At 66.7% G+C, this 25,767-nt stretch carries 20 protein-coding genes; 9 read left to right on the forward strand and 11 right to left on the reverse strand.

Translation table 11 applies throughout. From position 1 onward, the window contains the following. From X803_RS22500 to X803_RS22925, 3 genes are all read right to left on the reverse strand, one after another. The coding region (locus X803_RS22500; RefSeq protein ID WP_216699027.1) for a hypothetical protein at positions 1-201 on the reverse strand (201 nt) is incomplete at its 3' end. Then, the gene (locus tag X803_RS17850; RefSeq protein ID WP_343299595.1) at positions 198-3,731 is read right to left on the reverse strand and encodes a glycosyltransferase family 2 protein; all 3,534 of its coding nucleotides are present in this window, start codon (positions 3,729-3,731) and stop codon (positions 198-200) included. The genes X803_RS17850 and X803_RS22500, both read right to left, overlap by 4 nt. Further along, a complete protein-coding gene (locus tag X803_RS22925; RefSeq protein ID WP_051470464.1) occupies positions 3,677-4,225 on the reverse strand; it encodes a WhiB family transcriptional regulator in 549 nt (182 codons plus the stop codon). The genes X803_RS17850 and X803_RS22925 overlap by 55 nt, the downstream gene beginning before the upstream one ends. A 265-nt stretch (positions 4,226-4,490) precedes the next feature. Between X803_RS22925 and X803_RS0104715 the strand changes: the two genes are divergently transcribed. Beyond that, a complete protein-coding gene (locus X803_RS0104715; protein ID WP_026544241.1) occupies positions 4,491-5,216 on the forward strand; it encodes a TIGR03089 family protein in 726 nt (241 codons plus the stop codon). 24 nt (positions 5,217-5,240) lie between these two features. Here the strand turns inward: X803_RS0104715 and X803_RS0104720 are convergent, their stop codons facing one another. Beyond that, the gene (locus X803_RS0104720; RefSeq protein WP_026544242.1) at positions 5,241-5,813 is read right to left on the reverse strand and encodes a GtrA family protein; all 573 of its coding nucleotides are present in this window, start codon (positions 5,811-5,813) and stop codon (positions 5,241-5,243) included. Positions 5,814-5,980: 167 nt separating this feature from the next. Here X803_RS0104720 and X803_RS0104725 point away from each other — a divergent pair, with 167 nt between their 5' ends. From X803_RS0104725 to manA, 4 genes are read left to right on the forward strand one after another with little or no spacing between them, the layout of a single operon-like run. Further along, complete coding sequence (locus X803_RS0104725) at positions 5,981-7,153, forward strand: 5-(carboxyamino)imidazole ribonucleotide synthase (RefSeq protein WP_026544243.1); 1,173 nt, start codon at positions 5,981-5,983, stop codon at positions 7,151-7,153. Between the two features lie 35 nt (positions 7,154-7,188). Next, positions 7,189-7,698, forward strand: a complete 510-nt coding sequence (gene purE, locus X803_RS0104730) for a 5-(carboxyamino)imidazole ribonucleotide mutase (RefSeq protein ID WP_051470479.1) — start codon at positions 7,189-7,191, stop codon at positions 7,696-7,698. Then, the gene (locus tag X803_RS0104735) at positions 7,695-9,269 is read left to right on the forward strand and encodes an LCP family protein (RefSeq protein ID WP_026544245.1); all 1,575 of its coding nucleotides are present in this window, start codon (positions 7,695-7,697) and stop codon (positions 9,267-9,269) included. The genes purE and X803_RS0104735 overlap by 4 nt, the downstream gene beginning before the upstream one ends. Before the next feature lie 15 nt (positions 9,270-9,284). Continuing rightward, the gene (gene manA, locus X803_RS17855; protein ID WP_084033401.1) at positions 9,285-10,643 is read left to right on the forward strand and encodes a mannose-6-phosphate isomerase, class I; all 1,359 of its coding nucleotides are present in this window, start codon (positions 9,285-9,287) and stop codon (positions 10,641-10,643) included. Here the strand turns inward: manA and X803_RS0104745 are convergent. Further along, complete coding sequence (locus tag X803_RS0104745; protein WP_026544246.1) at positions 10,588-11,724, reverse strand: lipid II:glycine glycyltransferase FemX; 1,137 nt, start codon at positions 11,722-11,724, stop codon at positions 10,588-10,590. The two genes, manA and X803_RS0104745, sit on opposite strands and share 56 nt — an antisense overlap. Positions 11,725-11,790: 66 nt before the next feature. Next, on the reverse strand, positions 11,791-12,828 hold the full coding sequence (gene glpX, locus X803_RS0104750) for a class II fructose-bisphosphatase (RefSeq protein ID WP_026544247.1): 1,038 nt from the start codon (positions 12,826-12,828) through the stop codon (positions 11,791-11,793). Between the two features lie 105 nt (positions 12,829-12,933). Between glpX and X803_RS17860 the strand changes: the two genes are divergently transcribed. The 3 genes from X803_RS17860 (at position 12,934) to X803_RS0104765 (ending at position 15,794) form a co-directional block, all read left to right on the forward strand. Then, positions 12,934-13,521, forward strand: coding sequence for a DUF4245 domain-containing protein (locus X803_RS17860; protein WP_035777963.1), 588 nt, complete (start codon positions 12,934-12,936; stop codon positions 13,519-13,521). 179 nt (positions 13,522-13,700) lie between these two features. Further along, positions 13,701-14,315 (forward strand): carbonic anhydrase, encoded by a 615-nt coding sequence (locus tag X803_RS0104760; protein ID WP_026544248.1) that lies wholly within the window; start codon positions 13,701-13,703, stop codon positions 14,313-14,315. A gap of 51 nt (positions 14,316-14,366) precedes the next feature. Continuing rightward, complete coding sequence (locus X803_RS0104765; protein ID WP_026544249.1) at positions 14,367-15,794, forward strand: class II fumarate hydratase; 1,428 nt, start codon at positions 14,367-14,369, stop codon at positions 15,792-15,794. 233 nt (positions 15,795-16,027) lie between these two features. Here the strand turns inward: X803_RS0104765 and X803_RS22930 are convergent, their stop codons facing one another. From X803_RS22930 to X803_RS0104780, 3 genes are all read right to left on the reverse strand, one after another. Next, positions 16,028-21,505 (reverse strand): rhamnogalacturonan lyase family protein, encoded by a 5,478-nt coding sequence (locus X803_RS22930; RefSeq protein ID WP_051470465.1) that lies wholly within the window; start codon positions 21,503-21,505, stop codon positions 16,028-16,030. Positions 21,506-21,854: 349 nt separating this feature from the next. Then, entirely contained in the window at positions 21,855-22,325 is a 471-nt protein-coding gene (locus tag X803_RS0104775; RefSeq protein WP_026544250.1) for an NUDIX hydrolase, read from the reverse strand. A gap of 5 nt (positions 22,326-22,330) precedes the next feature. Beyond that, entirely contained in the window at positions 22,331-22,834 is a 504-nt protein-coding gene (locus X803_RS0104780; RefSeq protein ID WP_026544251.1) for a prepilin peptidase, read from the reverse strand. Between the two features lie 58 nt (positions 22,835-22,892). On the opposite strand from X803_RS0104780, the gene X803_RS0104785 reads away from it, so the two are divergent. Next, positions 22,893-23,636, forward strand: a complete 744-nt coding sequence (locus tag X803_RS0104785) for a hypothetical protein (RefSeq protein WP_026544252.1) — start codon at positions 22,893-22,895, stop codon at positions 23,634-23,636. 19 nt (positions 23,637-23,655) lie between these two features. Here X803_RS0104785 and X803_RS0104790 read toward each other — a convergent pair whose 3' ends face one another. Both X803_RS0104790 and uppS read right to left on the reverse strand, forming a co-directional pair. Then, the gene (locus X803_RS0104790) at positions 23,656-25,242 is read right to left on the reverse strand and encodes a PhoH family protein (RefSeq protein ID WP_343299594.1); all 1,587 of its coding nucleotides are present in this window, start codon (positions 25,240-25,242) and stop codon (positions 23,656-23,658) included. 79 nt (positions 25,243-25,321) lie between these two features. Continuing rightward, positions 25,322-25,767, reverse strand: a 446-nt coding sequence (gene uppS / locus X803_RS17870) for a polyprenyl diphosphate synthase (protein ID WP_084033405.1), incomplete at its 5' end; no start/stop codon positions are given.

The following is a 25,767-nucleotide window of genomic DNA, read 5'->3' on the forward strand; positions in this document are numbered from 1 at the left end:
AGAGCCAACACCCGTTGACGCTTCAGCACTCCCCGGGACCGGCGCACGGCGGCCGTTGGACCCGGACCCAACCGCAGCACGGCTGCGGGACTGCGGAACGTGCACAAAACGCGGCCGTGCCGGGATGGGGACCGCCAGCAGCACAGTCAGACCGAACACAATGGCCTGCGCAATACCTGCCCAGGGTTCCCAGGCCGTCACGTACCGGACCTCAAGATTGCCGCGGAAGCGGATTCGGAAGTACCCGCCGATGAAGCACTCGCCGAGGCTTCAGAGCCAACACCCGTTGACGCTTCACCACTCCCCGGGACCGGCGCACGGCGGCCGTTGGACCCGGACCCAACCGCAGCACGGCTGCGGGACTGCGGAACGTGCACAAAACGCGGCCGTGCCGGGATGGGGACCGCCAGCAGCACAGTCAGACCGAACACAATGGCCTGCGCAATACCTGCCCAGGGTTCCCAGGCCGTCACGTACCGGACCTCAAGATTGCCGCCCTCCGCAGGCAGCGAGTACGCCTGGTTCCAGCCGGTGGAGGCGGGTTCAAGACGCTGTCCGTTGAGAGTCGCTTCCCAGCCGGGCGCAGAGCGTTCGGACAGTACCAGCGACCTGCCGTCCGGACCTGCCGGGATTTCCACCGCAGCGGTGGTGGCACCCGAATCGAGCACGCTCAGCGTCGCACCGGACTCGTCCACGATGCGAAGACGGCCCACCTGCGCTTCGGCCGCCGAGTCACCCGATGCTGACATCTCAACCCGCCACAGCCACCCGGCCTCGGTAGCACCCACCGAAACGAGTCCCGGAACGGAGTCGATCTGACTTGCAAGGACCTCGGCCGCAGAGTCTGACTGCTGCAGGACCACAAAACCGACCCCGAGCCGCTGCAGTTCCTCGCGCGGGTCAACGCCGTTACCTGCCACCAGGGTGGCGACGGTCCGGCGGACGTCAGCGGTCGCGTCGTCGTCCGTTCGCAGCTGCGCGTCCAGCAGGAGTCCGTGCAGCTGGCGGGCTGCATAGACCTGGGAGAGAGAATCGAGAGTGGTGCCGCCGCCGCGCATGAGGGCGGCACTGACGTTACTGTCGCCGTCGACATTCATCACCAGCGTGGTGCTGCGCTGTCCCCCGGTACCGCGGTCGGCAGCGGTTGCCGGCAGTGTCCGCGGAGCGCTCGGAAGGACGGCCGATTCGGTTCCGAATGCGGTTGCTTCCGCTGCGGGATCCGACCCGCGGAGCTGCGGCACCAGCCACACGGTGAGGCTTGTTGCCGGGCCCAGCGCAAGCACCAGCGCTGCGGCGGTGAGCCAGATCCGGGCACCGCGCGGCGACCGGGCAGTATGCCCCAGCCGGCCGGCCCTGAGCAGCTGGAGCAGCCACTCGCCGCCGATCAGCGCTGCAGCCAGGAGAGCGAGGCAGAGCACCGAAACCCAGGGCCCGGTGAACGGCGTGATCAGGGACGAGGACCCGACGGCCGTCACCACCAGCGAACTGCCCACACTGCCGAGGATCGCCAGCAGCGCCAGCGCCCACAGCACGCGGGCAGCAGCCCTGCCCTTGCCGGGCAGGAAGAGCGCCGTGACGGCCAGAAGCACCACGGGAAGCCCGATGATCAGCGCCGCAACCAGCGGCCAGGGACCTTCAGACAGCGCGGGCAAGGCAGCAAGAGTGCCCGCGGGATTGAAGGACACCGGGTAGCCGAGCACTTGCTGCCACACCGGCGCGGAATCGAACGGCAGTGGAAGTCCCGGATCTCCGAACACGGCGTGCGGCCGGTCGAGGGTGGACGCGGCAAACGGAATGAACAGCGCCAGCGGCGGCAGCAGCGACCACCAGACGGTCTTGGCACGGCGTCGGGCAACCAGGGTGATGGTCACCACCGCCAGCACAAAGAACAGCAGCAGCGACGGCGCCGAGGCCACAACGACGGCAAGCAGTAGACCGGCAGCGGCCGCCGCGGTCCAGCTCGGAACACCATTGATGCCCGGCTTGAGCATCAGTTGGAGGGAGCGCTGACGTGCAGAGGACTCGACGGCGTCATTGGCCTGCGAACCGGGGCGGCCGGGCGCCTGCCCCACAGCACGGATCAGCGCAAGGGCCACCAGCGGCAGCAGGATGTGTACGAGGAGCGCGCCGAGCCTGCCACTCCCGGTAGCCACCTGCAGGACGGGAAGACTGCCCCAGAAGAAGGCGGCCCACAGCCTGAGCGAGCGGCTGCGCACAAATGCGCTGGAGCCGAACCAGGCACTGAGCCCCGCAAGCGGAGCGGCGCACAGCAGCAGGACGACGACGGCGGCATTGCCGTTCCCGAATCCCAGAACTGAGAGCAGCCACAGTACGTAGCTGAAGGGGTCACCGTGCCCGGCAAAGCCGGACCCGAGGTCGATCCACCAGCGGGAGGCGTTGGACCAGATCTCCGCCGGGTCGGCGGACAGCGGAAGGAGGGACCCGCCGGCCAGTGCCGGCGCACCGACAAAGCGGTGCAGTGCGACCAGTGAAACGCCGAGCAGCACCAGGGCTGCCGCGATGGCGCCCCATCCCGCCCAGATGCGGGACGGACCTTCCAGCGCCGCGAAATCGTCATTGGCATCGCCCGTGGGAACATCGGCTGCGGTGCTCTGGGCAAAGGACTCGTCCTCCAGACCCCGGGCCGAGAACGCCTCCACAACGGATTTACGGTGCGACCATACGTCGCGGCGCTCGGTTCGCAGCGCCCGCACAACCGACCGGGGCAGACGCCTGGTCCGCGCTGCGGACCGGCGCGACCGGTACAGGTCAAACGGCTTCAGGGCCGCCGCGATGCTGGCGGTCAGCTGGGCAACCCCGTACCCGGGATCCTTGGCAAGCAGGCCGAGGACCAGCCTGGCTACGCCGCCGAGGACAGCCCCGACCGCCAGGAACGGCACCTTCCAGAGAGTTGCGTGTTTCAGGCGGAGGTACACCTCGGCGCGGCGGGCGGCCCCGAGGGTGGCCGCATGGTTGTTCCGTGAACCGGCATGGCGCAGAACGGCACCGGGCGCCACCACCACCCGGTGTCCGGCGAGCCGGTTGCGCCAGCAGAAATCGACGTCGTCTCCAGTGCCGGGAAGCGCAGGGTCGAATCCGCCGAGCTTGTCCCACACATCACGGCGGATCAGCATGCCGGCTGAATTCACGGCGAACATGTCGCTGCGGGCGTCGTACTGGCCCTGGTCCAGTTCATCCACGTCGATCAGGGTGAGTCGCTCGGACCAGCGGCTGACGGACAGGCCGACGTCAACGAGCTTCCGCCGGTGCTCCCACTCGACCTGCTTGGCACCGGCAACGGTCACCGAGGGGGCAAGCTCCACCGCGCGAAGAAGTTCCTCAAGCGCGGTAGGTTCAGGAGCGGAATCGTCATGCAGGAGCCAGATCCAATCGTGGATCCCGCTCTCGGGGTCCGGACGGCGGCCGGCCGGGATTTCGGCAAGTGCGGTGCGTACAGCGGCGCCGAATCCGCCTCGGCCTGCCGCACCCACCACGGGTGACCCCACCGGAAGCTGCAGTTGCAGAATTGACGCCGATTCATCTGTTGAACCGGCGTCGACTCCTACATGGAAATCCGGGGGTCGGGTCTGCTGACCGAGTGCCTTGAGAGTGTCAGGGAGAAACTCGGCGCCGTTGTGGGCTACTACAACAGCTGTGACCCTTTGCTGCGGGTGAATCAGACCGCTCGCTTTCGTAACCGGCGGCGCTCGCGCTCTGAAAGGCCGCCCCAGATGCCGAAGCGCTCATCATTTTCCAGCGCGTACTCCAGGCACTGTGACTTGACGTTGCAGGATCCGCAGACCTTCTTGGCGTCTCGCGTGGAGCCGCCCTTCTCCGGGAAGAATGCTTCCGGGTCCGTCTGGGCGCAGAGTGCGTCCGCCTGCCAGCCCAGCTCGCCTTCGTCGTCGAAGTTTGAACCGAAACCCGGAAGACCGATCCAGACGGCCTGCTCAACCCGCTCCGGAGCAGGCTGACGGCGAGGTTCGGCCGTGGGGTCAGCCTCGAGGAAATTCTCGACGCCGGAACCCCCGCTCAGCGCCTCGTGCGCCGCAAGGAAGGCGGTTGCCTCGTCTTCCAGCGGCTGGGTCTGCTGCCTGTACCTCTCCGCGGCGTCAGGATCCGCCGGGTCGACGAACCAGTCCTGTGGAACGCCGCGCGATCCGTAGCGCGCAGACGCCTGGGCCGCGATGGACCTGCGGTCCTCAATGTGCTCTGCCTGCCCCATACCAGCCTCCCGGTGTTGCAGCTTCGGCCAGAAGCTAGTGTGGGAGATGCGCCTCCAGCAAGTCGCTGAGAAACCCCGAAATCCCGTCCGCCGAAGCAAATCCGATGACCTAATTACACGCGTGTAAGTCCCATTCAGTCAAGCGGCGAAGGGAATCTTATAGAGTGACTTTCACGGATCGCGGGTACGCCACGCGCAGCTCTCCTCACAATTGTGCAACTGAACCCGCAGGTCAGCTCGCTTACCACCCGAAAGCAGGTACCCCGTGGCTCCACTTCAATCCATCGCAGAATTGCTCGAGTCTTTCCGCTCCGCCGCCGGCGCGCCACGCCTGATTTGGTACGGACCGGACCACGAGCGGGTGGAACTCTCCGGCAGAGTCCTCGAAAACTGGGTGGCCAAGACGTCCAACATGCTCGTGGAAGAGCTCGACGCCGTCCCCGGCACCGTCGTCGCCGCGGACGTGCCGCCGCATTGGAAGAGCCTCGTCTGGGCACTGGGCGGCTGGCAGGTCGGAGCGGTCACACTGCTCGACGGCGGATCCCCCGCGGATCTCCGGCTCACCATGGAGGCCCGTGAGGAAACTCCCGACCCCGGCCGGGATGAGCTGCGCGTGTTCGTCGCCCCGGGAGCGCTCGACATGCGCTGGCCCGGCATCCTCCCCGACGGCGCAGTGGATTACGCGGCAACGGTGCGCTCCTACGGCGATGTCTATCTGGATGAACCGGCCGATGGGAAGGCCGAACTCGTGCGCACGGGCGGAGCCGGCTACACCTTCACCGACCTGCTGGACTCGGGTCCGGTGGCGGGAGCGGACGCGCCGTCGCCGGGCGTCTGGCTGGTCCCGGCGTCGTTGCCGCTGATGACCGTACTGTCCGCTGCCGTGGGAATCTGGGCCGACGGCGGCACAGTGGTTCTGGTGCACCCGAGCGTGGAAGTCACCGAACGGCTGGTCGCGGGAGAACGGATTACTGCCCGGCTGGACGGCTAGAAACCCGCATTCATCCCCGGCGCATTACTGGTCCGTCGGCCGGACAGGCTTGCCGGGCTGGGGAGTTGCGGGATCGCCTGCGGGAGCGGCGTCCGCAGTGGCATGTGCGTGCGGGTGAATCAGCTCGTGGTCGTGGGCAAACGCCGGGTCGGCGTCAAGCTCCTCGTTGAAGACCCAGAACCGGTACGCGATGAAGCGAACAACGGTTGCCAGCACGGTGCCCAGAACGCCCGCGATGAACAGGCCGGGCCGGTCTGAGATCTCAAGGGGATACTTGGCAAGCCAGACGAAGCCCGCCGCAATGCCCATACCAATGGCATTGATGAGCAGGAACATCAGCAGTTCGTGGACCAGGTTCGCCCGGCGGCGGTGGCGGAACGTCCAGTAACGGTTGGCGATCCAGGAGAAAACGGTGGCAATCGAGGCTGACAGGACCTGCGCCTTGACCTCGCTGTCCGCCATGGGACCGTGAATGAGCAACCAGAACAGACCCTTGTCGATGACAAACGCCACACCGCCCACGGCCCCGAACTTCGCCAGCTCCCTCCAGAAAAGGGAGGCGAGAGCCCGCGCCCGGTCGGCAAGTGTGGTGATCATGACCCTCCGGTCTTTGGACGATTCGCCGTAGCAGGACGCCGCCGGCGCACGTCAGCGCAGCGGGCAAGGGTCCATTTTACCGATCAGGAATGAATGTTTCCTAGGAACCTTCGGTTGCGAACCGGTCACGTCCAGGAGACTGCAGCGGCAATAGGTACCCTAGGGGGGTGACTTTTCCCGTAATTGGTGTGGTGGGCGGCGGCCAGCTGGCCAGGATGATGGCGCCTCCCGCCGTCGCACTTGGTCTTGAGCTCCGCGTGTTGGCGGAGGGTCCGGATGTTTCGGCGGTGGCCGCCGTCGCCAAATCCTCGGTGGGTGACTACACCAACCTGGAGGATTTGACGGCGTTCGCCAAGGACGTCGATGTTCTCACCTTTGACCACGAGCACGTGCCGGAGCAGCATCTGCGCGCACTTGTGGAGGCGGGCGTCAACGTACAGCCCCACCCTGATGCACTGCGCCATGCTCAGGACAAGCTGGTGATGCGTGCTGCCGTTGACCGCCTGGGTCTGCCCAACCCGCGGTGGGGCGCTGTGTCCTCGGTGGAAGAGCTGCGCGAGTTCGGTGAGCGGACGGGCTGGCCTGTTGTGTTGAAGACCCCGCGCGGCGGCTATGACGGCAAGGGCGTGCGGATCATCGATTCACCCGAGGACGCCGCAGAGGCCGCCGAGTGGTTCACCGGCAGTGCCCTGCTCGCCGAAGAAAAGGTGCCCTTCACCCGGGAGCTCTCGGCACTGGTTGCCCGCTCCGCCAAGGGGGAAGCCCGCGCCTGGCCGCTGGTCCACTCGATCCAGGTCGACGGAGTCTGCGATGAGGTGATCGCCCCCGCACAGGAGCTGCGGGCGGGCCTTCCCCGCGCCGCGGCGGAAGCCGCGCTGCAGATCGCCGAGGAGCTTGGCGTCACCGGCGTCATGGCCGTTGAACTGTTCGAAGTTCCCGACCGCGGCCCCGGGTTCCTCATCAATGAGCTCGCCATGCGTCCGCACAACTCCGGACACTGGACCATGGACGGTGCGGTCACCGGCCAGTTCGAGCAGCATCTGCGTGCCGTCCTGGACCTACCGCTCGGAGATACGTCCCTGGCGTCCGGCGTTGTGGTCATGAAGAACATCCTCGGCGGAGATAACGCCGACCTGTATAGTGCCTTTCCGATGGCACTGCAGGCAGAGCCTGCCGCCAAGGTCCACACCTACGGCAAGGGCGTCCGGCCGGGCCGGAAAATCGGTCATGTCAACGCCATCGCACTCCCCGGTGACACAACGGCACAGGTGAGGGAACGCGCCGAGCGCACCGCGGCAATCCTTCGGGACGGCCGCGACCCCCGGAAGGAAACATCGTGAACAACTCCCCCGCCGGCGCCGTCGTGGGCCTCGTGATGGGCTCGGACTCCGACTGGCCGGTCATGGAGGCCGCCGCCCTCGCACTCGAAGAGTTCGGCATCCCCTATGAGGCCGACGTCGTCTCCGCACACCGCATGCCTGAAGACATGGTCGAGTACGGGCGTGCCGCCGCCGGACGCGGCCTGAAGGTCATCATCGCCGGGGCCGGCGGCGCAGCCCATCTGCCCGGCATGCTGGCATCACTGACCCCGCTGCCCGTCATCGGCGTCCCCGTACCCCTCAAACACCTCGACGGCATGGACTCCCTGCTCTCCATCGTCCAGATGCCTGCAGGCATCCCGGTGGCCACGGTCTCTGTCGGCGGCGCACGGAACGCCGGACTCCTCGCTGTCCGGATCCTCGCCTCCGGCGACAGTCCCCGGGCAAAGGAGCTCTCCGGGAAACTGACGGAGTTCGCAGAGGGTCTGCGCCAGACCGCCCTCGGCAAAGGCGCCAGGCTCCGTGAGCGGGCGGGAACGCGAGCCGGCTCTGAAGGCGGCGCATGAGCCGGGCGGTTCACCCCGGCCGGCCTTCCGAACGGACCCTGCTCACCGACCCGGTGCGCTACCCGGAGGCCGCCCAGTCCGGCGTCCGCACCAAGCGTGCCTTCCTTCTTCTCCTGTTGACCCTGCTCCTCCCCGGAGCGGCACAGGTGGTCGCCGGTGACCGCAAGCTTGGCCGACGCGCCCTCCGCGTCACTTTCACCATGTGGCTCCTGGTGATTGCCGGCGTCGTACTGGCAGGGCTCAACCGGCAGCTGGTGGTGAGCCTGCTGGCGAATGAGTGGTTCTCCCTCCTGCTGATCGCGGTACTCGTGGCGCTGGCGGTGGGCTGGGCGCTCCTGTTCATCAACACCCTCCGCCTCATCCGCCCGCCCCTGCTGGACCGTGGGATGCGCCCGGCCGTCGCCGCGACCCTGGCCCTGCTGATGCTGGTGACCAGCGGCAGCCTCGGCTACGGCGCCTACCTGCTCAACGTCGGCCGCAATACGTTCGGCAACATCTTCCAGGCCGGACCGGCGTTCGATCCCGTGGACGGACGCTACAACTTCCTGCTCATGGGGGGCGACGCCGGTGAGGACCGTACCGGACGGCGCCCCGACAGCATCTCGGTGATCAGCGTCGACGCACGCTCCGGAGCCGCGGTCACGTTCAGCATCCCCCGCGACTTCCAGAACGCACCCTTCTCCGAGGACTCCCCGCTGTGGGAGGTCTGGCCGGACGGTTACAACTGCGGCAATGACTGCATCATCAACAGCCTCTACCCGGTGGTCAGCCAGGACTACGCCGACCTGTATCCGGATTCCCAGGACCCCGGCGCCGAGGCAATGATGGACGCCGCAAGCGGGATCCTCGGCATCGAGGTCCAGGCCTACATCCTCGTGGACATGGCCGGCTTCGAGCAGCTGATCGACGCTATGGGCGGCATCACCATCGACGCCGGTGGGTGGGTTCCCATCACGTCGGCGGAGATCCCCGGCTCGGACCCGAAACGCTACTACCCGCCGTCGGCCTGGATTGCGCCCGGCGTGCAGACTCTCAACGGCTATGAGGCGCTCTGGTACGCCCGGTCGCGCGAGTACGCAACCGACTACTCCCGGATCCAGCGCCAGCAGTGCGTCCAGGCGGCGATGATCGCCCAGCTCGATCCCGCCACCGTCCTGAGCCGCTTCCAGGAGATCGCGGCCGCCGGAACGCAGATCGTCGAGACCGATATCCCGCGTGACCAGCTGGGCAGTTTTGTGGATCTCGCCATCAAGGCGAAAAATCACGACGTCGGCCGCCTCACCATCGGCGCCCCGGACTTCGGGGATCCGGGCGACTTCTTCTCCACCTACCCTGACATCCCGCTGGTTCACCAGCGGGTCCAGGAGACACTGGCCGCCGCCTCTGAGGACGCCGAAGCAGCACCCGCGGGCACCCTGGAACTGAACCGCGCCGGGCTGATTGAAGCGCTTCCGGCGCAGGCCGTCACGGACGAGATCACCGTCGAATACCTGCACCAGCTTGCGGTGAACCAGGACTGGACCACGCTCGAATCACTGTTGGCCGACAACGGGGAATGCACCCCCGCCTAAGGAACGGAACCGCCGATGTACCAGCTGGACAACCCGTTGCGCCCCTACGACTGGGGATCCACCACGGCCATCGCGGAGTTGCTCGGACGTACCCCGTCCGGCGGCCCCGAGGCGGAGCTGTGGATCGGCGCGCACCCGGACTCCCCCTCCACCGTGCAGGGCCATGGGGATAGCGGGACAGGCCTGGACGAGCTGATCGGCGCTGACCCGGACCGTACCCTCGGCTCCCCCACCCGGGACGCCTTCGGGGACCGCCTCCCCTTCCTGATGAAGGTGCTCGCCGCGGCAGCGCCGCTGTCCCTCCAGGTGCACCCCAGCCCGGAACAGGCCCGCGAGGGGTTTGACCGGGAGAACGCAGCCTCGGTCCCGCAGGATGCACCGCACCGCAACTACCGCGACGCGTTCTCCAAACCCGAACTCATCTTCGCCCTCACCGACTTCGACGCCCTCTGCGGCTTCCGGGCTCCGGCTGAGGCCGCTGAGATTTTCACGTGGCTCGCCGGGCTGGTCGAACAGCGGGGGCAGGCACCGGCCATTCTGCGATCCGTCGTGACCGACCTCGGCAATCCTGATGAAGCAGCGGCGCTCCGGGAGGCCTTCAGCCGGCTCCTGACCAGCCCGGACGAGAGCCGGGCCGCCGTTGAGGCCGTGGTCGGGGCACTGGACGACGGCGGTGCTCCGGAGTCCGACAGCCTGGAGGGCTCCGCAGCCGCCACCGTGCTCCAGCTCAACGGGCACCATCCCGGTGATCCGGGCGTGCTGGTGGCACTGCTCCTCAACAGGGTCACCCTGCGCCCGGGCCAGGCGCTGTACCTGCCCGCCGGCAATGTGCACGCGTACCTGGAGGGTCTGGGCGTCGAGGTCATGGCGTCCTCCGACAATGTGCTGCGCGGCGGCCTGACCACCAAGCACGTGGATACCGGAGAACTGCTGAAGACGGTGGAGTTCGCGCCGCTGGAGCTGCCCCTGCTTGAGTCCGAGTCCACTCCGCTGGGCCAGGAACTCTACTGCCCGCCGTTCGACGAGTTCCAGCTGCAGCGGCTGGAACTCCCGTCGGCTTTCGGTGACACTGCCGCCTCAGCCGACATTCCGGTTGCCCAGAATGGACCGGCTGTGGTCCTGGTGGTGTCCGGGACGATTGTGCTCGACTCGCCCAAGGGCGACCTCATTCTCCACCGCGGGCAGAGCGCGTTCATCCCGGCCAACGAGTCACCCGTGATGGCACGCCTCGCGTCGGACACCACGGACACCACCGACGACGACGACGGCGGCAGCACCGCCGTCGCTTTTGCGGTCACCGTGGGTGCCGCTGGAGATGCTAATCCCGGCGGGCTGGGTCCTGTGCGCGGCCGCCGCGAAGAGACGCAGCCTTAGCCTTCAGCGCCGGCAGGGCCTTGGTGCGGAGGGCTGGCAGGGCTTTGGTCCGGAGCGCCGGCAGGGCCTTGGTTCGGAGGGATCCGACTGCGCCGCGCGCGAGGGAAAGCCCCCTGCGTGCCAGCGGCATCGCCGTGGCATAGGCCGGGTAGAGCGGCGACAACGGCTTGTCCCAGGTGCCCATCAAGAGGTTCTCGTGCTTCGCCCAGCCCATCTTGAACTTCGACACGCCGTCGTTCAGGAGGCCGTTGAAATCGTAGCGGCGGACTCCGCGTTCCTTCATAGCCTGGATGGCGAGCCACTTCAGCGCGTAGTTGGCGCGCAGCCGTTCGCCTTCCTCGGTCATCCCGCCGTACAGCTCAAACGCGGTGGAGCCGCTCGCGGACAACCATAGGAACGCCACCACGGTGCTGCCCTGGAAGGCGGCGTAGACAGGCGAGGCGTCGCCGAGGTTGTCGAAGATGTCGAGGTAGTAGCGGTCCTCGTGGATGCCGAAACCGGCACGCTCCGCCGTTTCCCGGTACACGTCCAGGCAGCCCGGCAGCTCCTCCCTGGTCACCTCACGGAACTCAAGGTCTTCCCGGCCGGACTTGCGGATGTACTGGCGGTGCTTCTTCGACATGTCCGCCAGCAGCTCGTCCTCGGAACGCGCCAGGTCCAGGATGAGGGTGCGGGGAATCAGGATGGTGTTCTTGGTGGGACGGAACCCTGCCGCACGCACCGCGCCGTCGAAGTCGGATTCCGCATCCCAGTCCGGCTCGATGCTCAGGACGGTACCGGCATAGGCTCTGCGGGCGTAATCCGCCAGTACCTCGAGGACCTCCCGCGCATCCGCCGCGCGGCAGACCGGACCCCGTGGAATGTAGACCAATGCCCGGAACGGAACGGGCAGCCGACGGATCAGCACCTGCGCACAGGCAACCGTCCTGCCGTCGCGGTTGAGCAGCAGGCGGTCGGTGCTCCATCCGTGGTCGGCCTTCGTCTGGCCCCAGCCCCAGAGCTGCTGCGGGTGGCCGTCGAGACGGTTCACCTCGGCATCCCAGGCGGCACGGTCAGTACAGGGCGCAACGATGAGGGTCATGCTGCTAAGCCTATCGGCAGGGGCCCGCCGCGAGCGCAGCGGCCTGCCCTCCGAAGCGATAGAGAATCAGCTCAGGCGTGCGTAGCTTTCCCACTTGTGGGCCTGGTGCTCGCCGTCGACCACGCGGATGGTGCCCGACTTCGAGCGCATCACGATCGACTGCGTCAGCACCTTGCCGCCGGAATAGCGGACGCCGCGCAGCAGGTCGCCATCGGTGATGCCGGTCGCGGCAAAGTAGCAGTTGTCGCTGGTGACGAGGTCATTGGTGGAGAGAACCCGGTCAAGGTCGTGGCCGGCGTCGAGCGCTTTCTGCTTCTCCTCGTCGCTGGTGGGCCACAGGCGGCCCTGGATCACGCCGCCGAGTGACTTGATGGCACAGGCAGCCACAATGCCTTCCGGTGTGCCGCCGATTCCCATCAGGGCGTCAATGTCGGTACCTTCACGGGCGGCAGCGATGGCGCCGGCGACATCGCCGTCCATCAGGAAACGAGTGCGGGCACCGGCGTCGCGGATTTCCTGGACCAGCGGGCGGTGGCGGTCACGGTCGAGGATCATCACGTTGATCTGGTTGACCTTCTTGCCCTTGGCCTTGGCGATCAGGTGCAGGTTCTGCTTCACGGGCAGGCGGAGGTCCACCATGTCCGCGGCTTCGGGACCGGTCACCAGTTTCTCCATGTAGAACACTGCGGAGGGGTCAAACATGGTGCCGCGCTCCGCCACAGCCAGAACCGCGAGAGCGTTGTTGATGCCGAGGGCCGTCAGCCGGGTGCCGTCGATGGGGTCCACCGCGACGTCGCACTCCGGCCCGCTGCCGTCTCCGACCCGCTCGCCGTTGTAGAGCATCGGTGCTTCATCCTTCTCACCCTCGCCGATGACCACCACGCCGTTGAAGTGGACGGTCGAGAGGAGCGAACGCATGGCGTCGACGGCGGCACCGTCAGCCTTGTTCTTGTCGCCGAAACCGACCCAGTGTCCGCCGGCGATGGCCGCGGCCTCGGTGACGCGCACCAACTCCAGCGCGAGGTTGCGGTCCGGTTCGTCGTCTCCCACGGCCAGGGCGGGTGACAGGGTGGAGTACTGCGCGTTCTTTGCGGTGTCGGACACGTTTACCTCATCGTTGAATTAGCGGTTCCCTCTTTCCGCAATCATAGTGCGGAGCCGCGCTCCGGCCATTTCCGTGACGCCACGGGTGTAGGCGACAATGGAGAAGTGAGCAGCACCCAGGAGAACCAGCAGGAAGCACCGGTCACGCCGGTGCTCACGGCCAAGCAGGCGAAGCGCGCCAACGCGTCCTCGATCGGCATGTTCATTGCCACCGCCGTCACGCTGGGACTGGTCCTCTTCGTTGTCCTGCTGAATCCGACGCACACAGCGGAGACCTACACGCGCGACATCGATGTGGCCACCATCGCATCGCAGGCCGAGGATGCCGCCGGTTACCTGCCCGCCGCGGCCGAACTTCCGGACGGCTGGACCTCCAACTACGCACGCTGGACGGGAACCGCGTCCGACGGCGTCGCATTCTGGGAAGTGGGCTACCTCACCCCCGAGCGCGAATTCATCCAGGTGACACAGACCAACAACTCCAACCCCACCTGGCTTTCACAGCGCCTCGACGACGCCGTACCCTCCGGACAACGGGTGATCGACGGCGTGACCTGGGAACTACTCGACAGCACCTCCGGCGATGTCTTCCTCACCACCGAACAGGACGGGTTCACGCTGATCCTGAACGGCACTGCGGACCTCACCCAGTTCGATGTCCTCGGCAGCGCTGTGCTCGCCAAGCTGAGCTAGCTGGGGCATTTCTCGGCTAACACCGCTCCGGACCGCGACTGGCCCGGACCGTAACTCATCCGGACCGCGACCGACCCGGACCGTAACTCAACCGGACCGCGACTGGACCGGGCCGCGACCGCTCAACGCAGAGTCACCAACCGACGGCGTTCGGCTACCGGCGCAGTACAGTAACTTCCGTGACCAAGCAACTGACTCCCGCTGAAGCATGGCAGAAACTGCGTGACGGAAATGGCCGGTTCATTTCCTCCACCTCCTCACATCCCAACCAGGACGCCTCCCGCCGGGCGTCGCTGGTCAACACCCAGGACCCTTTCGCCGTCATCTTCGGCTGCTCGGATTCCCGCCTTGCAGCCGAGATCATCTTCGACGTCGGACTCGGTGACATCTTCGTGGTCCGTACGGCCGGGCAGGTCATTGATGACGCCGTCCTCGGCTCCCTCGAATACAGCGTCAGTGTCCTCAACGTGCCGCTCATCGTGGTACTCGGACATGACTCCTGCGGCGCCGTGACGGCCACCGCAAACGCCATCGACTCCGGGACCATGCCGGTGGGCTTCATCCGCGACCTCGTTGAACGCATCACCTCCTCCGTGCTGACCTCGCGCCGCAATGGAGACACCGACATCAACGCTGCGGTGGAGGAACACATCCGGCAGACCGCCCAGCGGCTTGCGGACTCTTCCCGCGTGGTGGCAGATGCCATCGAGAACGGGTCCACCGCCGTCGTCGGCGTCACCTACCGGCTGGATGAAGGCAAAGCCGACCTCGTGTCGCAACTGGGCAATCTCTGACTTGTAGCGCCGGAATTTGTGGCGCCCCACGCCACAGGCCAGAATTGGCGCATGACAACGAATTCCCAGGACACCGTCGACTACCGCATCGAACACGACACCATGGGCGAGGTTCGCGTTCCCGCCAACGCCCTCTACCGTGCGCAGACACAGCGGGCTGTAGAGAACTTCCCGATCTCCGGCAAAACGCTGGAACGGACCCACATCGAAGCCCTGGCACGGATCAAGAAGGCGGCCGCCACGGCCAACGCCGAGCTCGGCGTGCTCGATGACGAGCTCGCCCGTGCCATCGAGGCGGCCGCGGACCAGGTTGCAACCGGAAAGTACGACGGCGACTTCCCCATCGACGTGTTCCAGACCGGATCCGGTACCTCCTCGAACATGAACACCAACGAGGTGATCGCAGAGCTCGCCTCGCGTGCGCTGAAGGACGGCGGCAGCGACAAGGTGGTTCACCCGAACGACCATGTCAACGCTTCGCAGTCCTCGAACGATGTGTTCCCCACCTCGGTCCACGTGGCCGCAACCTCCGCCCTGATCAACGACCTGATTCCGGCTCTTGAGTACCTGGCGGAATCACTGGAGCGCAAGGCCGAGGAATTCGCGGGCGTTGTGAAGTCCGGCCGCACCCATCTGATGGACGCGACGCCCGTTACGCTGGGCCAGGAGTTCGGCGGCTACGCTGCGCAGGTCCGCTACGGCATCGAGCGCATCAACGCTTCGCTCCCCCGCGTGGCCGAGGTTCCCCTGGGCGGAACCGCCGTCGGAACCGGCATCAACACACCGGCAGGCTTCTCCGCGCGGGTCATCGAGCTCCTCGCCGAGGACACCGGACTGCCGCTGACCGAGGCACGCAACCACTTCGAAGCGCAGGCCAACCGCGACGGACTCATCGAGGCGTCCGGTCAGCTGCGGAACATCGCGTACTCGTTCATGAAGATCAACAATGACCTGCGCTGGATGGGGTCCGGCCCGAACACCGGTCTCGGCGAGATCGCCATTCCCGACCTGCAGCCGGGTTCCTCGATCATGCCGGGCAAGGTCAATCCGGTGATCTGCGAGGCCGCGATCATGGTGGCCGCCCAGGTGATCGGCAATGACACCACCATCGCGCTGTCCTCGACCAACGGTGCGTTCGAACTCAACGTCGGCATCCCCGTCATGGCCGCCAACCTGCTCGAGTCGATCCGACTGCTCTCCAACACCAGCCGGGTGATGGCGGACAAGATGATCGACGGGCTGACCGCCAACGAGGAGCGCGCACGTTTCCTCGCCGAAGCCTCGCCGTCGATCGTGACTCCGCTGAACAAGTACATCGGGTATGAGAACGCCGCGAAGATCGCCAAAAAGGCTGTCGCGGAGGGGCTCACGGTCCGGGAGGCCGTCGTCGCACTCGGGTATGTGGAGCGCGGTGAGCTGACGGAAGCGCAGCTGGACGAGGCGCTCGACGTACTCTCCATGACCCGCCCGCCGCAGTAGGCATCCCAGGCGCACCAGGCACCGCAAGCACAAGAAGCGGGGACAAAGAGCCGGGCAAAAGCGGGGGCCCGCACGGTACTTCACCGTGCGGGCCCCCGCTTTCTCATGCCCGTGAGTTGGCAGGACACACCCCGTATGGGCGGGTGAAAGCGGCGTGTCCTGATACGTGAATAGATTCTCGAACCCCACGGAGCGGCAGCGCCGCCCGGACGCTGCCAACTCAACGAAGGGGGTTAGCGGGCCGGCCCCACCACCAGGAGCCGGTCCCAGCCGAGCAACTCGCCGTCGGCAGTGTGAACAGCCATCCGGTTGTCTCCCGGGCGGGTGTCCTCCGGCGTCGTGACCGTGGCCGCGCCGTCGTCGTTCACCAGCTGCCAGCCGAGGGAGGTGCCGCCGAGGTAGACGTGCACCCACTCGCCCGCCGGGAGGTTGGAGAGCAATACCTGGGACGCGCCATGCGGGAACTTCTGATCCGCCAGACCGAGGTCCAGCTGGTTCCCGTCCGTCAGGTCATCCTTCGCCGGAGCGTCCGGCGTGAAGGACGGCTTGACGAGCTCGCCCGGTACCGGCTCTTCACCGGTGTAGGCGATGCTCGGCGCCTTCGGCTGCTCCATGCCCTCGCCGAGGAAGTAGGAGGTGTGCGGAGGCTGGTTGTAGGACGTGTTCTGCCAGGCAACGCCGAGACGGTAAACCGGATCGGACTGCAGCGTGCGCAGCCGGTGATCCGTGACGTTCACCGTGGTGGCGATGCGGAGGGCGGTCGAGTCATCCGTGCGGGTGACAATCTCCTCGCGCCAGTCACCGAACAGGTCCGCCTGGAGAGCCGGCGTGCCCTTGGTGTCATTGTTGGTCAGCGTGCCGCCTGCCCGGTAGATCTCCTCCTCGGAATTCGTTTCATAGTTCCACTTCGAGATGGTGGGCACACCGGTGCGGGTTGTCTCCGTCCAGTCGTGGTCCGTGATCTCGCGCAGCAGGTCTCCATCCCACCAGGTCAGGAAGTTGGCCGCCGGGATCTGCTCGGCCAGCAGTTCCCCGGAGGATGAGCGCAGCTGCCCCACCGGCGAGTTCCACGCGGCGTCACCGCCGACCGCCCAGCCCTCGGCACCGGGATGCCGCGGGTCAATGTCGCCCATGGCCGCACGGCCCGTGTCCCGGGTTGCCGGGATGGACCAGATGATCTCGCCGGTTGCGGCGTCGCGGTAGGTGGCGCCGGTGTTGCCGGACGCCCCCATGTCCTCGTGCGCTGCGAAGACCTCGAGGCCCTCCCGGGACGGATCGAAGTCCGAGACGTGCAGGGAATCCCCGTGGCCGAGGCCTGTGTTGTACAGGGCCGTGCCGTCGTCGTCGATGGTCATCGACCCGAAGATGATCTCGTCCTTCTGGTCATTGTCGACGTCGGCAACCGAGAACTGGTGGTTGCCCTGTCCGCGGTATTCGTCACCGGCGTCGTTCGAGTCGAAGGTCCAGCGCGGGGTGAGCGTGGTGCCGTCGAAGTCGTACGCTGCGATCACCGTGCGGGTGTAGTAGCCGCGGCTGAAGACCACGCTCGGCTTCTCGCCGTCGAGGTACGCCACACCTGCCAGGAACCGGTCCACCCGGTTTCCGTAGGTGTCGCCCCACGCGCCCACATCTCCACGTGCGGGGATGTAGTCGGTCGTATCGACCGCCGCACCCGTTGCCCCGTTGAAGACCGTGACGAACTCGGGCCCTGTGAGGACGTACCCGCCGGAGTTGCGGTAGTCGGCGCGTGCATCGCCGATGACGGCACCCGCTCCGTCCACTGTTCCGTCGGCGGTCTTCATGGTGACCTCAGCGGTGCCGTTGCCGTCCAGATCGAAGACCTGGAACTGCGTGTAGTGCGCTCCGGCCCGGATGTTCTTCCCGAGATCGATGCGCCACAGGCGGGTGCCGTCCAGCTCGTAGGCGTCAACGTAGACGTTGCCCGTGTAGCCGCCCTTCGAATTGTCCTGGGAGTTGGTCGGGTCCCACTTCAGCACAATCTCGTACTGGCCGTCCCCGTCCAGGTCACCGATCGAGGCGTCGTTGGCGCGGTAGCTGTACGGCTGGCCGTCCTTGCTGACGCCGTCGGCCGGCTTGTCCAGCGGAACGTCCAGGGTCTGCGAATCCCAGACCGTGAACTCCTCTGACGCCCAGCGCTCGGTACCGTTGACCACCGTGCTGATGCGGTAGGCGGCATCGGCAACGCCGTCGGCGTCGAGCAGGTTGGTGCTGTCAGTAATAGGTTCGGTGGTGATGCGCTCCCCGTTGCGGTAGACGTGGAAGCCGATCTCCTCGGGGTCCAGTCCCAGCATGCGCCACCCGACGTACACGCCGTCGTCGGACGCTACCGCCACCGGTGACCGGTCCAGCCGCTCGGCCTGCCGCGCCAGCGTGGTGACGGCCGGCGAGGTGATGGTTTCCGACTTCTCGGAGACACCGCCGGCGTTCACGGCGGCCACCGCGTACACGTACTCGACCGTGGTCAGAACGTCGGTGTCGGTGAAGGTCGGTTCCTCTGCGCGTCCCACGAGCTGCAGCTCGCCGACGGAGCCGTCAGCCAGCGGATCCGCCCGGAACACGTGGTAGAACAGGGCACCCTCGGAGGGCTCCCAGCTGATCGTGACGTCGTTCTTGTTCACGTCGCCGAGCGTCAGTCCGGTGGGAACCGGCGCCTTCTCGACGTCGGGATCCACGGTGGTCAGCTCGACGGCGTTCGACGGCACGGATTCCGACTCCGCCGCGTCGAGTGCGACGACGGTGTAGGTGTATTCAAGCCCGATATCGGCCGTCGTATCCACGAAGGAGGTGCCGTCCACGTCCCCGAGCGCCTCTGCGGCGGTTGCACCGGCCGACTTCCGGTAGATCCGGTAGGCAACGGCGTCGTCAGTTCCGGTCCAGCTCAGTGACACTGCTACGTCGCTGCCGTCAATGACGACGTCGTCAGCGGTCAGTTTGGTGGGCGCCAGCAGCAGCGGGGTGATCTCGATGCCGTTGAGGCGGGATGAGGAACCCGTCATCACCAGGTTGATCTGCCCGTCGGTCACGGGGACCGGCTGGCTGATCTTCTGTGAGACGGAGCCGCGGCCGGCGTTGGAGGAACCGAAGTCCTTGCCCTCGATCTGCACGTTGGAACGGCTGGTGCCGATCCAGTCACCGTTGTATGTCTTCACGGCGTACGTGCCGTTGGGAACGTCCACCACGAACTCGTGGTCGGGGCTCGGCAGGAGGAAGTCACGCTCCAGGTCGGTGGGCGGCGGATCGAAGCTGTTGCCGCGGTCGCGCCCGGCCATTCCCGCCGTGGAGAGCCAGCCCCACCCTACGTCCGCGGTGTAGATGGAGCCGAGATTGACCTCGGTGTAACCGGGCATCAGCGGGTTTCCGGCGAGCTGTACATCGAACTTGTACAGCGGCGCCTTGGTGGTGACACGGACAGCGTCCGACGGCGCGGAGTCACCGCGCCCGTTCACGGCCACTACCCGGAGGTGGTAGGACTGGCCTTCCTCGAGTCCGCCGACCGCGGCCAGCGGAAGGGTGGAGGTGGTGACCAGGGCATAGGTGTCATCACCGGCGTCGGCCTGCTTGCTGAAGACCTTGTAAATGTCAGCACCCTCAACGGCGTTCCACGTCAGCTGGGCGCCGGCGTTGGAGACACTGCCGGCAACCAGACCGGTGGGCGCTGCGGGTACCTCGGCGGGCGGCTCGACCGATTCCACCTCGGAGGCGAGCGGAATGTCGAGCTTCGCGATGTCGGTTGCCACCAGCCGCGCCATCTGGATGGCGCCGTACTCCTGGAAGTGCGTGTCATCGACGGTGCCGTTGGGGCGGTTGGCATAAACGCCCGCGGGGACGTGCAGGAAGACCGACTTTGCCGCTTCGGCACCGATCTCCGTGAGGTAGGCCCGGCTGGAGGACGAGAGGTCAACCAGCGGGGTGCCGGTGTCCGCTGCAATCCGCGTGGCGGCGTCCACGTACTCCGGGAAGGAGACGTTGGCTTCCCCGGTGTCCGCGTTGTAGGACCGGCGGGACACCGGCGTCACAATGACCGGTGTGGCCCCGCGCTGGGTGGCCCCGTCCACGAAGGTGCGCAGGTACTCGTAGTAGTCACCGGGGGCTGCCCAGCGGTCGTCGACGCCGTAGCTGTTGTCATTGTGGCCGAACTGCACAAACAGGTAGTCACCTGGCCGGATGTTGAGCAGCACCTCATCGAGGCGGCCCTGGCTGATGAAGTTCTTGGAGCTCCGGCCGCCGATGGCCTTGTTCTCGATTGTCACATCATCCGAGAGGAAGCGGTCGATCATCTGGCCCCAGCCGGCCTGCGGCACGTAGTCGGCCGTGTAGGTCTGGACGGTCGAGTCTCCGGTGATCCACGCCGTCGGCTGCGCGCCTGCTGCCCTCGGGGTCTGCTGCGTGATGACCAGCGAGTTCAGGTTCGCTGCGGCCCCCGCGAATTCGAGGTTCAGCTGTCCGTCCACGATGGCGATGTTGAATGCCATCTCCAGGTATTCACCGGCCGCCTTGGCTGTGCGCTGCACCTTGGTCATCTGCTCGGCCGTGATGGCGATGTCGGTTGCGCCTTCGGCGTCACCGGCGATGAGGTCCACCGTGTAGTTGCCGTTCGGCAGGTCCACCGCAAGTTCGGTGTCCCCGACCGTGACGAAGTCGGAGCGGGTGGCGTCCGCGGTACCGCGGTCTGTTGCGCTGACCTGAGCCACGTCGACGAAGCCCGTGCGGTTGTCGGCCGTGTACGCCGTCGTCTCGTCGATGCGGACGGCACCCGGAGCTGTCTGGCCGTTGCCAAGGTCCAGTGAGAGGACACCGTTGTCGGGCAGGGCGGGAGGATCGGTGCTCAGGCTGGACACCGCAGCGGCCGACGCCGCGGAGAGGCCGTCCGCCCCGCGCGCCTGCACCTTGTAGTAGTGCGCTGTAGTGGTGTCGACGGGATCCGTCAGGTAGACAACCTTCTGTGCCGTCTCGGCCACCTTGGTGTACGGGCCGTCGACGGCGCTGGCCCGGCTCACCACGTAGCCCGTGGCTCCACTGACCTCGTTCCAGCGCAGCGTCACTGCCTCGCCTGTCACGTGGGCCATGCGCACGGACTGCGGTGCGGCGAGCGTGGAGACCGGCTCTTCCGGTTCGGGCTCGGGTTCCGGTGTCGGCTCCACCTCGGTGACCACGATGCCGTTGACATACGCGCCGGCTCCATCGCCGGTGAGGTCGACGGTCAGCTGACCGTCCTCCACCGTGGTCTGCCACGTCTGCTCGGAGACGGCCTGCCGGGACTGGACAGTGCCGGCGGCGGTTCCTTCGAGGCTGACGTGCGTTTTGGTGGTGCTGGTTCCCGGCAGCTGGTCGCCGGACAGCACCCGGACGCTGTAGGAGCCGTTGGGGACATCCACGGCGAAGCCCCAGGCGGTTCCCAACACAAAGTCATTGGTGAGCGGATCCGGCGGATCGATGGCTCGGAGACGCGAAACAGGATCGATCCCTTCCACCGGCACGATGCCGAATCCGGCTTCCGCGGTGTAGCGGTTGCTTTCCGGGACGCCGGTCCAGCCGTCAGCCACAGGGCTGGAGGCAGTTCCGAAGTCGAAGGAACGGGTCAGCGGCTCCTCAGCCGCCAGTGCCGGCGTCGTTGCCGCGCAGAGACCGACAATGGCGGTCCCTGCGATCAGGGCGCGCGCTGAATGCGGGCGCAGATTTCCGGGGGTCATGGCATCGCACCTTTTGGTTTCGACAGTGAAATTCGGGGTGGTTCATGGCCGGCCGAGAGGGCACCCGCGACGATGCAGAAGCAATCAAAGCGGGGCGATGAAACGATTCACGGAGACCAATGAAAAACAGCCTAACGGTGAGACCGGTCACATACAAGGGATTTGCCGATATTTCGGAAAGCGTTTCCCCAAGTCCGTCTAGCCGAGGCTTCGTTGCCACCGGTGGCAACCCTCTGGCGAATGGATCGCGCCTGCCCTTCGTGAGTTGGCAGGACACACCCCGTATGGGCGCGGGAAAGCGGCGTGTCCTGCCAATTCAACGAGGGGGTTAGCGGGCCGGAAGGGCACCTCAGCGCTCGAAGTCGGGGATGCCCGTCGAGTAGCGCGCATTCTCGGCATGACGCCGGTGCAGCGGGTTCAGCGGCGGCAGGTCATCGGGGCTGAACCAGCGCACATCCATGGATTCGTCATCGTTCACGCGGGCCTCACCCGAAAGGTAACGGCAGCGGAAGACCAGGCTCAGGAAGCGGCACACGTCGGAATTCGGGAAGGTGACAGGCCCGACGACGTCGATGCTCACCAGGTGCTCCACCTCCACCGAAACTCCGGTCTCCTCCTCCACCTCGCGCACAATCGCCTGTGCGGGATGCTCTCCCGGATCGACAATCCCGGTGATGAGGGTCCATTGACCGGTGTCGGCGCGGCGACCGAGCAGCACGCGGCCGTCGTCGTCGTACACCACCGCCGCCGCTCCGGGGAGCCACAGCGGATCGTGGCCGATCCTGGAACGGAGGTGCTGGACGAACTCGGGGGTGGGCATGGTCTTCAGCCTAGTGCGAGCACCAGCCCCGCTCCGACGATCATGAACGGCCCGAACGGGATGGCGGACTTGGCCGTGCCCCGACGGCTCGCGATGAGGATGACCCCCCAGAGGCCGCCGAGGAGGAAGGCAGCGAAGGTGCCCCACAGCAGGAACGACCAGCCCACGAACCCGAGATACAGCCCCAGCACGCCCGCGAGTTTGACGTCTCCGAAGCCCATCCCCGCCGGGTAGATCAGGCGCAGGATGAAGTAGAACACCCAGAGCACCGCCGCCCCGCCGGCCAGGGACACCAGCCGGCCCCAATCCTGGGCGGCGAGCGCCGCAGCAATAAGGAGCACACCGGCGGCCGGATAGGACGGAAAGATGATGCGGTTGGGAAGCCGATGCGTGAGAATGTCGATGACGCTGAGCCAGACCCCGACCACCACCAGCAACGCGAGCGCAGCAGCACACAGCCAGAATGCCACGGGCGCGGTGTCCCAGTACTCCCCCATCAGCGCCAGCATGTGCCTACCGTAGCCGAATCCCCGGTCCGGAACCGGAATCCCGGCTTACACTGTGGATATGTCCGCTTCCAGCGGGTTGAACCCGGCGAGCCTCTTCCGATCACTCTGCCGTTCCTCGCCGTGGCGTTGGGAAACGGTCCGGTTCTCCGTGTCGTGGATCAGCACTGACGGCGAGTCCCCCGCGCTGCGTGCGTGGGTGCGGCGTCCTGCGGCCCTGCGGGTGGAAACGGCGGACGGCACCCTCCTCCACAGCAGCACCGGCAATGAGCACTCCCGCGATTCTTTCTACGTCAGCGCCACCAAGGCCTCGTGGCTGGTGGCGCCCCGGCTCGTGACCCCCGTCTACAACGAAACCGGCTACGTCCACCGCCGCCCGAAGGCCGCTTACGGCGAGCCTGCCTTCGGTGACCCCCGATGGGCCGCGATGCTGGACCCCGTGGAACTCGCCGGTGATGCTCCCGTCCCGTATGAGACTCCGTTCGCCAACCGGGTGGAACTCGAGGATGTCACCGAGGAGGTCCATGCCGGCCGCCGGGTGCTCGGAGCCACCGCGACGCCGAACATCTCCTACCAGCCGTTCACTCCCGGGCGCCCGCTGATCGGGTCGGGCCGCACGCGGGTGCTGGTGGACGTCGCTACCGCCATCTGCGTGTCAACCACAGCGCTCGACGGCGATCTCGCCGGTTGCGGCCACCGTCTGGCCATCAGCGGGGTGGACGAATACATGATCGACGACCTGTTCACCGATGCCCCGCGCACGCTCACTGACGTCCGGGACCACATCCCGTGGCAGGTCGGTTGACCCGCCACGGGAGCCGGTCCTAGATCTCCGCACCCTCCAGCAGATCCGTGACCAGCGCGGCGATCGGCGAGCGCTCCGAGCGGGTGAGCGTGATGTGGCCGAACAGCGGGTGTCCCTTGAGGGTCTCGACGACGGCGGCAATGCCGTCATGCCGGCCCACCCGCAGGTTGTCCCGCTGGGCGACGTCGTGGGTGAGGACGATCTTCGAGTTCTGCCCGATCCGGCTCATCACCGTCAGGAGCACGTTCTTCTCGAGCGACTGGGCCTCATCCACAATCACAAACGAGTCATGCAGCGACCGCCCGCGGATGTGGGTCAGCGGCAGGACCTCCAGCATGCCGCGGTCCATGACCTCCTCCACAACCTCCTGCGAGACCAGCGCCCCCAGCGTGTCGAAGACGGCCTGGGCCCAGGGGTTCATCTTCTCGGACTCGCTGCCCGGCAGGTATCCGAGTTCCTGCCCGCCCACCGCGTACAGCGGCCGGAAGACCACCACCTTGCGGTGCTCGCGCCGCTCCAGCACTGCCTCGAGGCCGGCGCACAGGGCCAGCGCCGACTTGCCGGTGCCGGCACGCCCTCCGAGGGACACGATGCCCACCTCGGGGTCCATCAGCAGGTCGATTGCCAACCGCTGTTCGGCGGACCGGCCATGCAGCCCGAACACGTCGCGGTCTCCGCGCACCAGGCGTACCTGCTTGTCCGCGCCCACCCGGCCGAGCGCCGAACCCTTGCCGGAATGCAGGATGACTCCCGTGTTGGCGGGCAGCTCCGCGGCGTCCGGCAGGAAGACCGGCTCGTGTGTGTAGAGGGTGTCGACGTCGTCGTCCAGGGTGTCCAGCTCAGCAACGCCGGTCCAGCCTGAATCCTTCACCAGCTCGTTGCGGTACTCATCGGCCTGCAGGCCCATGGCGGAGGCCTTGACGCGCATCGGCAGGTCCTTGGAGACCACGGTGACGTTGCGGCCCTCGTCGGAGAGGCTCTTGGCGACGGCGAGGATCCGTGAGTCGTTGTCGCCGCTGCGGAAGCCCACGGGGAGCACCTCGGTGGAGACGTGGTTGAGCTCGACCCGCAGGGTTCCACCCTCGGTTCCCAGCGGGATCGCCTGGTTCAGCCCGTTGTGCTTCACCCTCAGCTCATCGAGCAGCCGCAGCGCCTTGCGCGCGAAGTAGCCCAGCTCGGGATCATGGCGTTTGCCTTCGAGTTCGGTAATCACCACGATCGGCAGGATCACCTCGTGTTCGGCGAAACGGGTAATGGCCCGGGGATCCGAGAGCAGCACAGAGGTGTCCAGGACGTAACTGCGGCTGCCAAGGCTCTCGACAACGGAAAGGCCCGCCGCTGCGAGGACTTGTTCGTCCTGCGCTGCCGGGCGGGCCGTGCTGTTGAGCGTGTCGATTGCGGATCGCTGGGTTGTGCGAGATGTGGCCACTTCAACTCCACTTCCCCGGGCGATGCACGCCCGAGAATAATCTAGGGCTTGCGTGAGGCGGGCCGGCCAGGAGGCCGCGCGCAGCCTCCTCTTCCCAGAGCGTGTGCTGGTGGGCACGTTGCCTGCATAAGTGGCCTCCCCGAACAGCCGGCGGGTGCCTGCTGTTGCAAGAGACATTACGCCCGGACGACGACGACGGCGCACCCTCCCGCTGCGTGTCGCAGTTGAACTTGCGGTGAAGAAAAGGGAACCGGCCCTAGCAGCCGAAGCGCCGCTGGCGGCGTCCGTAATCGCGCAGCGCGCGCAGGAAATCGACCCGCCGAAAGTCGGGCCAGAGAGCCTCGCAGAAATAGAACTCGCTGTACGCGCTCTGCCACATGAGGAAGCCGGAAAGCCGCTGTTCGCCGGAGGTGCGGATCACCAGGTCCGGGTCCGGCTGGCCGCGAGTGTACAGGTACTCCGAGATCTGCCCGACCGACAGGTTCTCCGCAACCTCCGTCAGGGTTGAACCCTCGGAATCGGCCTGCAGCAGAAGCTCCTTGACGGCGTCGACAATCTCCCGCCGGCCGCCGTAGCCCACCGCGACATTCACGTGGAGTCCCTCGATGCAGGACGTGCGCTCGGCGAGCTCGGTGACCTTGGACGCCAGGTGTTCCGGGAGGAGGTCGAGCGCACCGACCGGCTGGACCCGGACCTTGCGGG

The organism is Arthrobacter sp. 35/47 (genome assembly GCF_000520475.1).
In the GTDB taxonomy this organism is placed as follows: domain Bacteria; phylum Actinomycetota; class Actinomycetes; order Actinomycetales; family Micrococcaceae; genus Arthrobacter_D; species Arthrobacter_D subterraneus.

Coding starts and splice junctions, on each gene's coding strand:
- X803_RS0104765 (WP_026544249.1), top strand. CDS start 14,367: ATGACAACGAATTCCCAGGACACCGTCGACTACCGCATCGAACACGAC.
- X803_RS0104780 (WP_026544251.1), bottom strand. CDS start 22,834: ATGCTGGCGCTGATGGGGGAGTACTGGGACACCGCGCCCGTGGCATTC.
- X803_RS0104720 (WP_026544242.1), bottom strand. CDS start 5,813: ATGATCACCACACTTGCCGACCGGGCGCGGGCTCTCGCCTCCCTTTTC.
- X803_RS0104745 (WP_026544246.1), bottom strand. CDS start 11,724: ATGACCCTCATCGTTGCGCCCTGTACTGACCGTGCCGCCTGGGATGCC.
- X803_RS0104785 (WP_026544252.1), top strand. CDS start 22,893: ATGTCCGCTTCCAGCGGGTTGAACCCGGCGAGCCTCTTCCGATCACTC.
- purE (WP_051470479.1), top strand. CDS start 7,189: ATGGGCTCGGACTCCGACTGGCCGGTCATGGAGGCCGCCGCCCTCGCA.
- X803_RS0104735 (WP_026544245.1), top strand. CDS start 7,695: ATGAGCCGGGCGGTTCACCCCGGCCGGCCTTCCGAACGGACCCTGCTC.
- manA (WP_084033401.1), top strand. CDS start 9,285: ATGTACCAGCTGGACAACCCGTTGCGCCCCTACGACTGGGGATCCACC.
- X803_RS22930 (WP_051470465.1), bottom strand. CDS start 21,505: ATGACCCCCGGAAATCTGCGCCCGCATTCAGCGCGCGCCCTGATCGCA.
- X803_RS0104790 (WP_343299594.1), bottom strand. CDS start 25,242: ATGTCTCTTGCAACAGCAGGCACCCGCCGGCTGTTCGGGGAGGCCACT.
- X803_RS22925 (WP_051470464.1), bottom strand. CDS start 4,225: ATGGGGCAGGCAGAGCACATTGAGGACCGCAGGTCCATCGCGGCCCAG.
- X803_RS0104775 (WP_026544250.1), bottom strand. CDS start 22,325: ATGCCCACCCCCGAGTTCGTCCAGCACCTCCGTTCCAGGATCGGCCAC.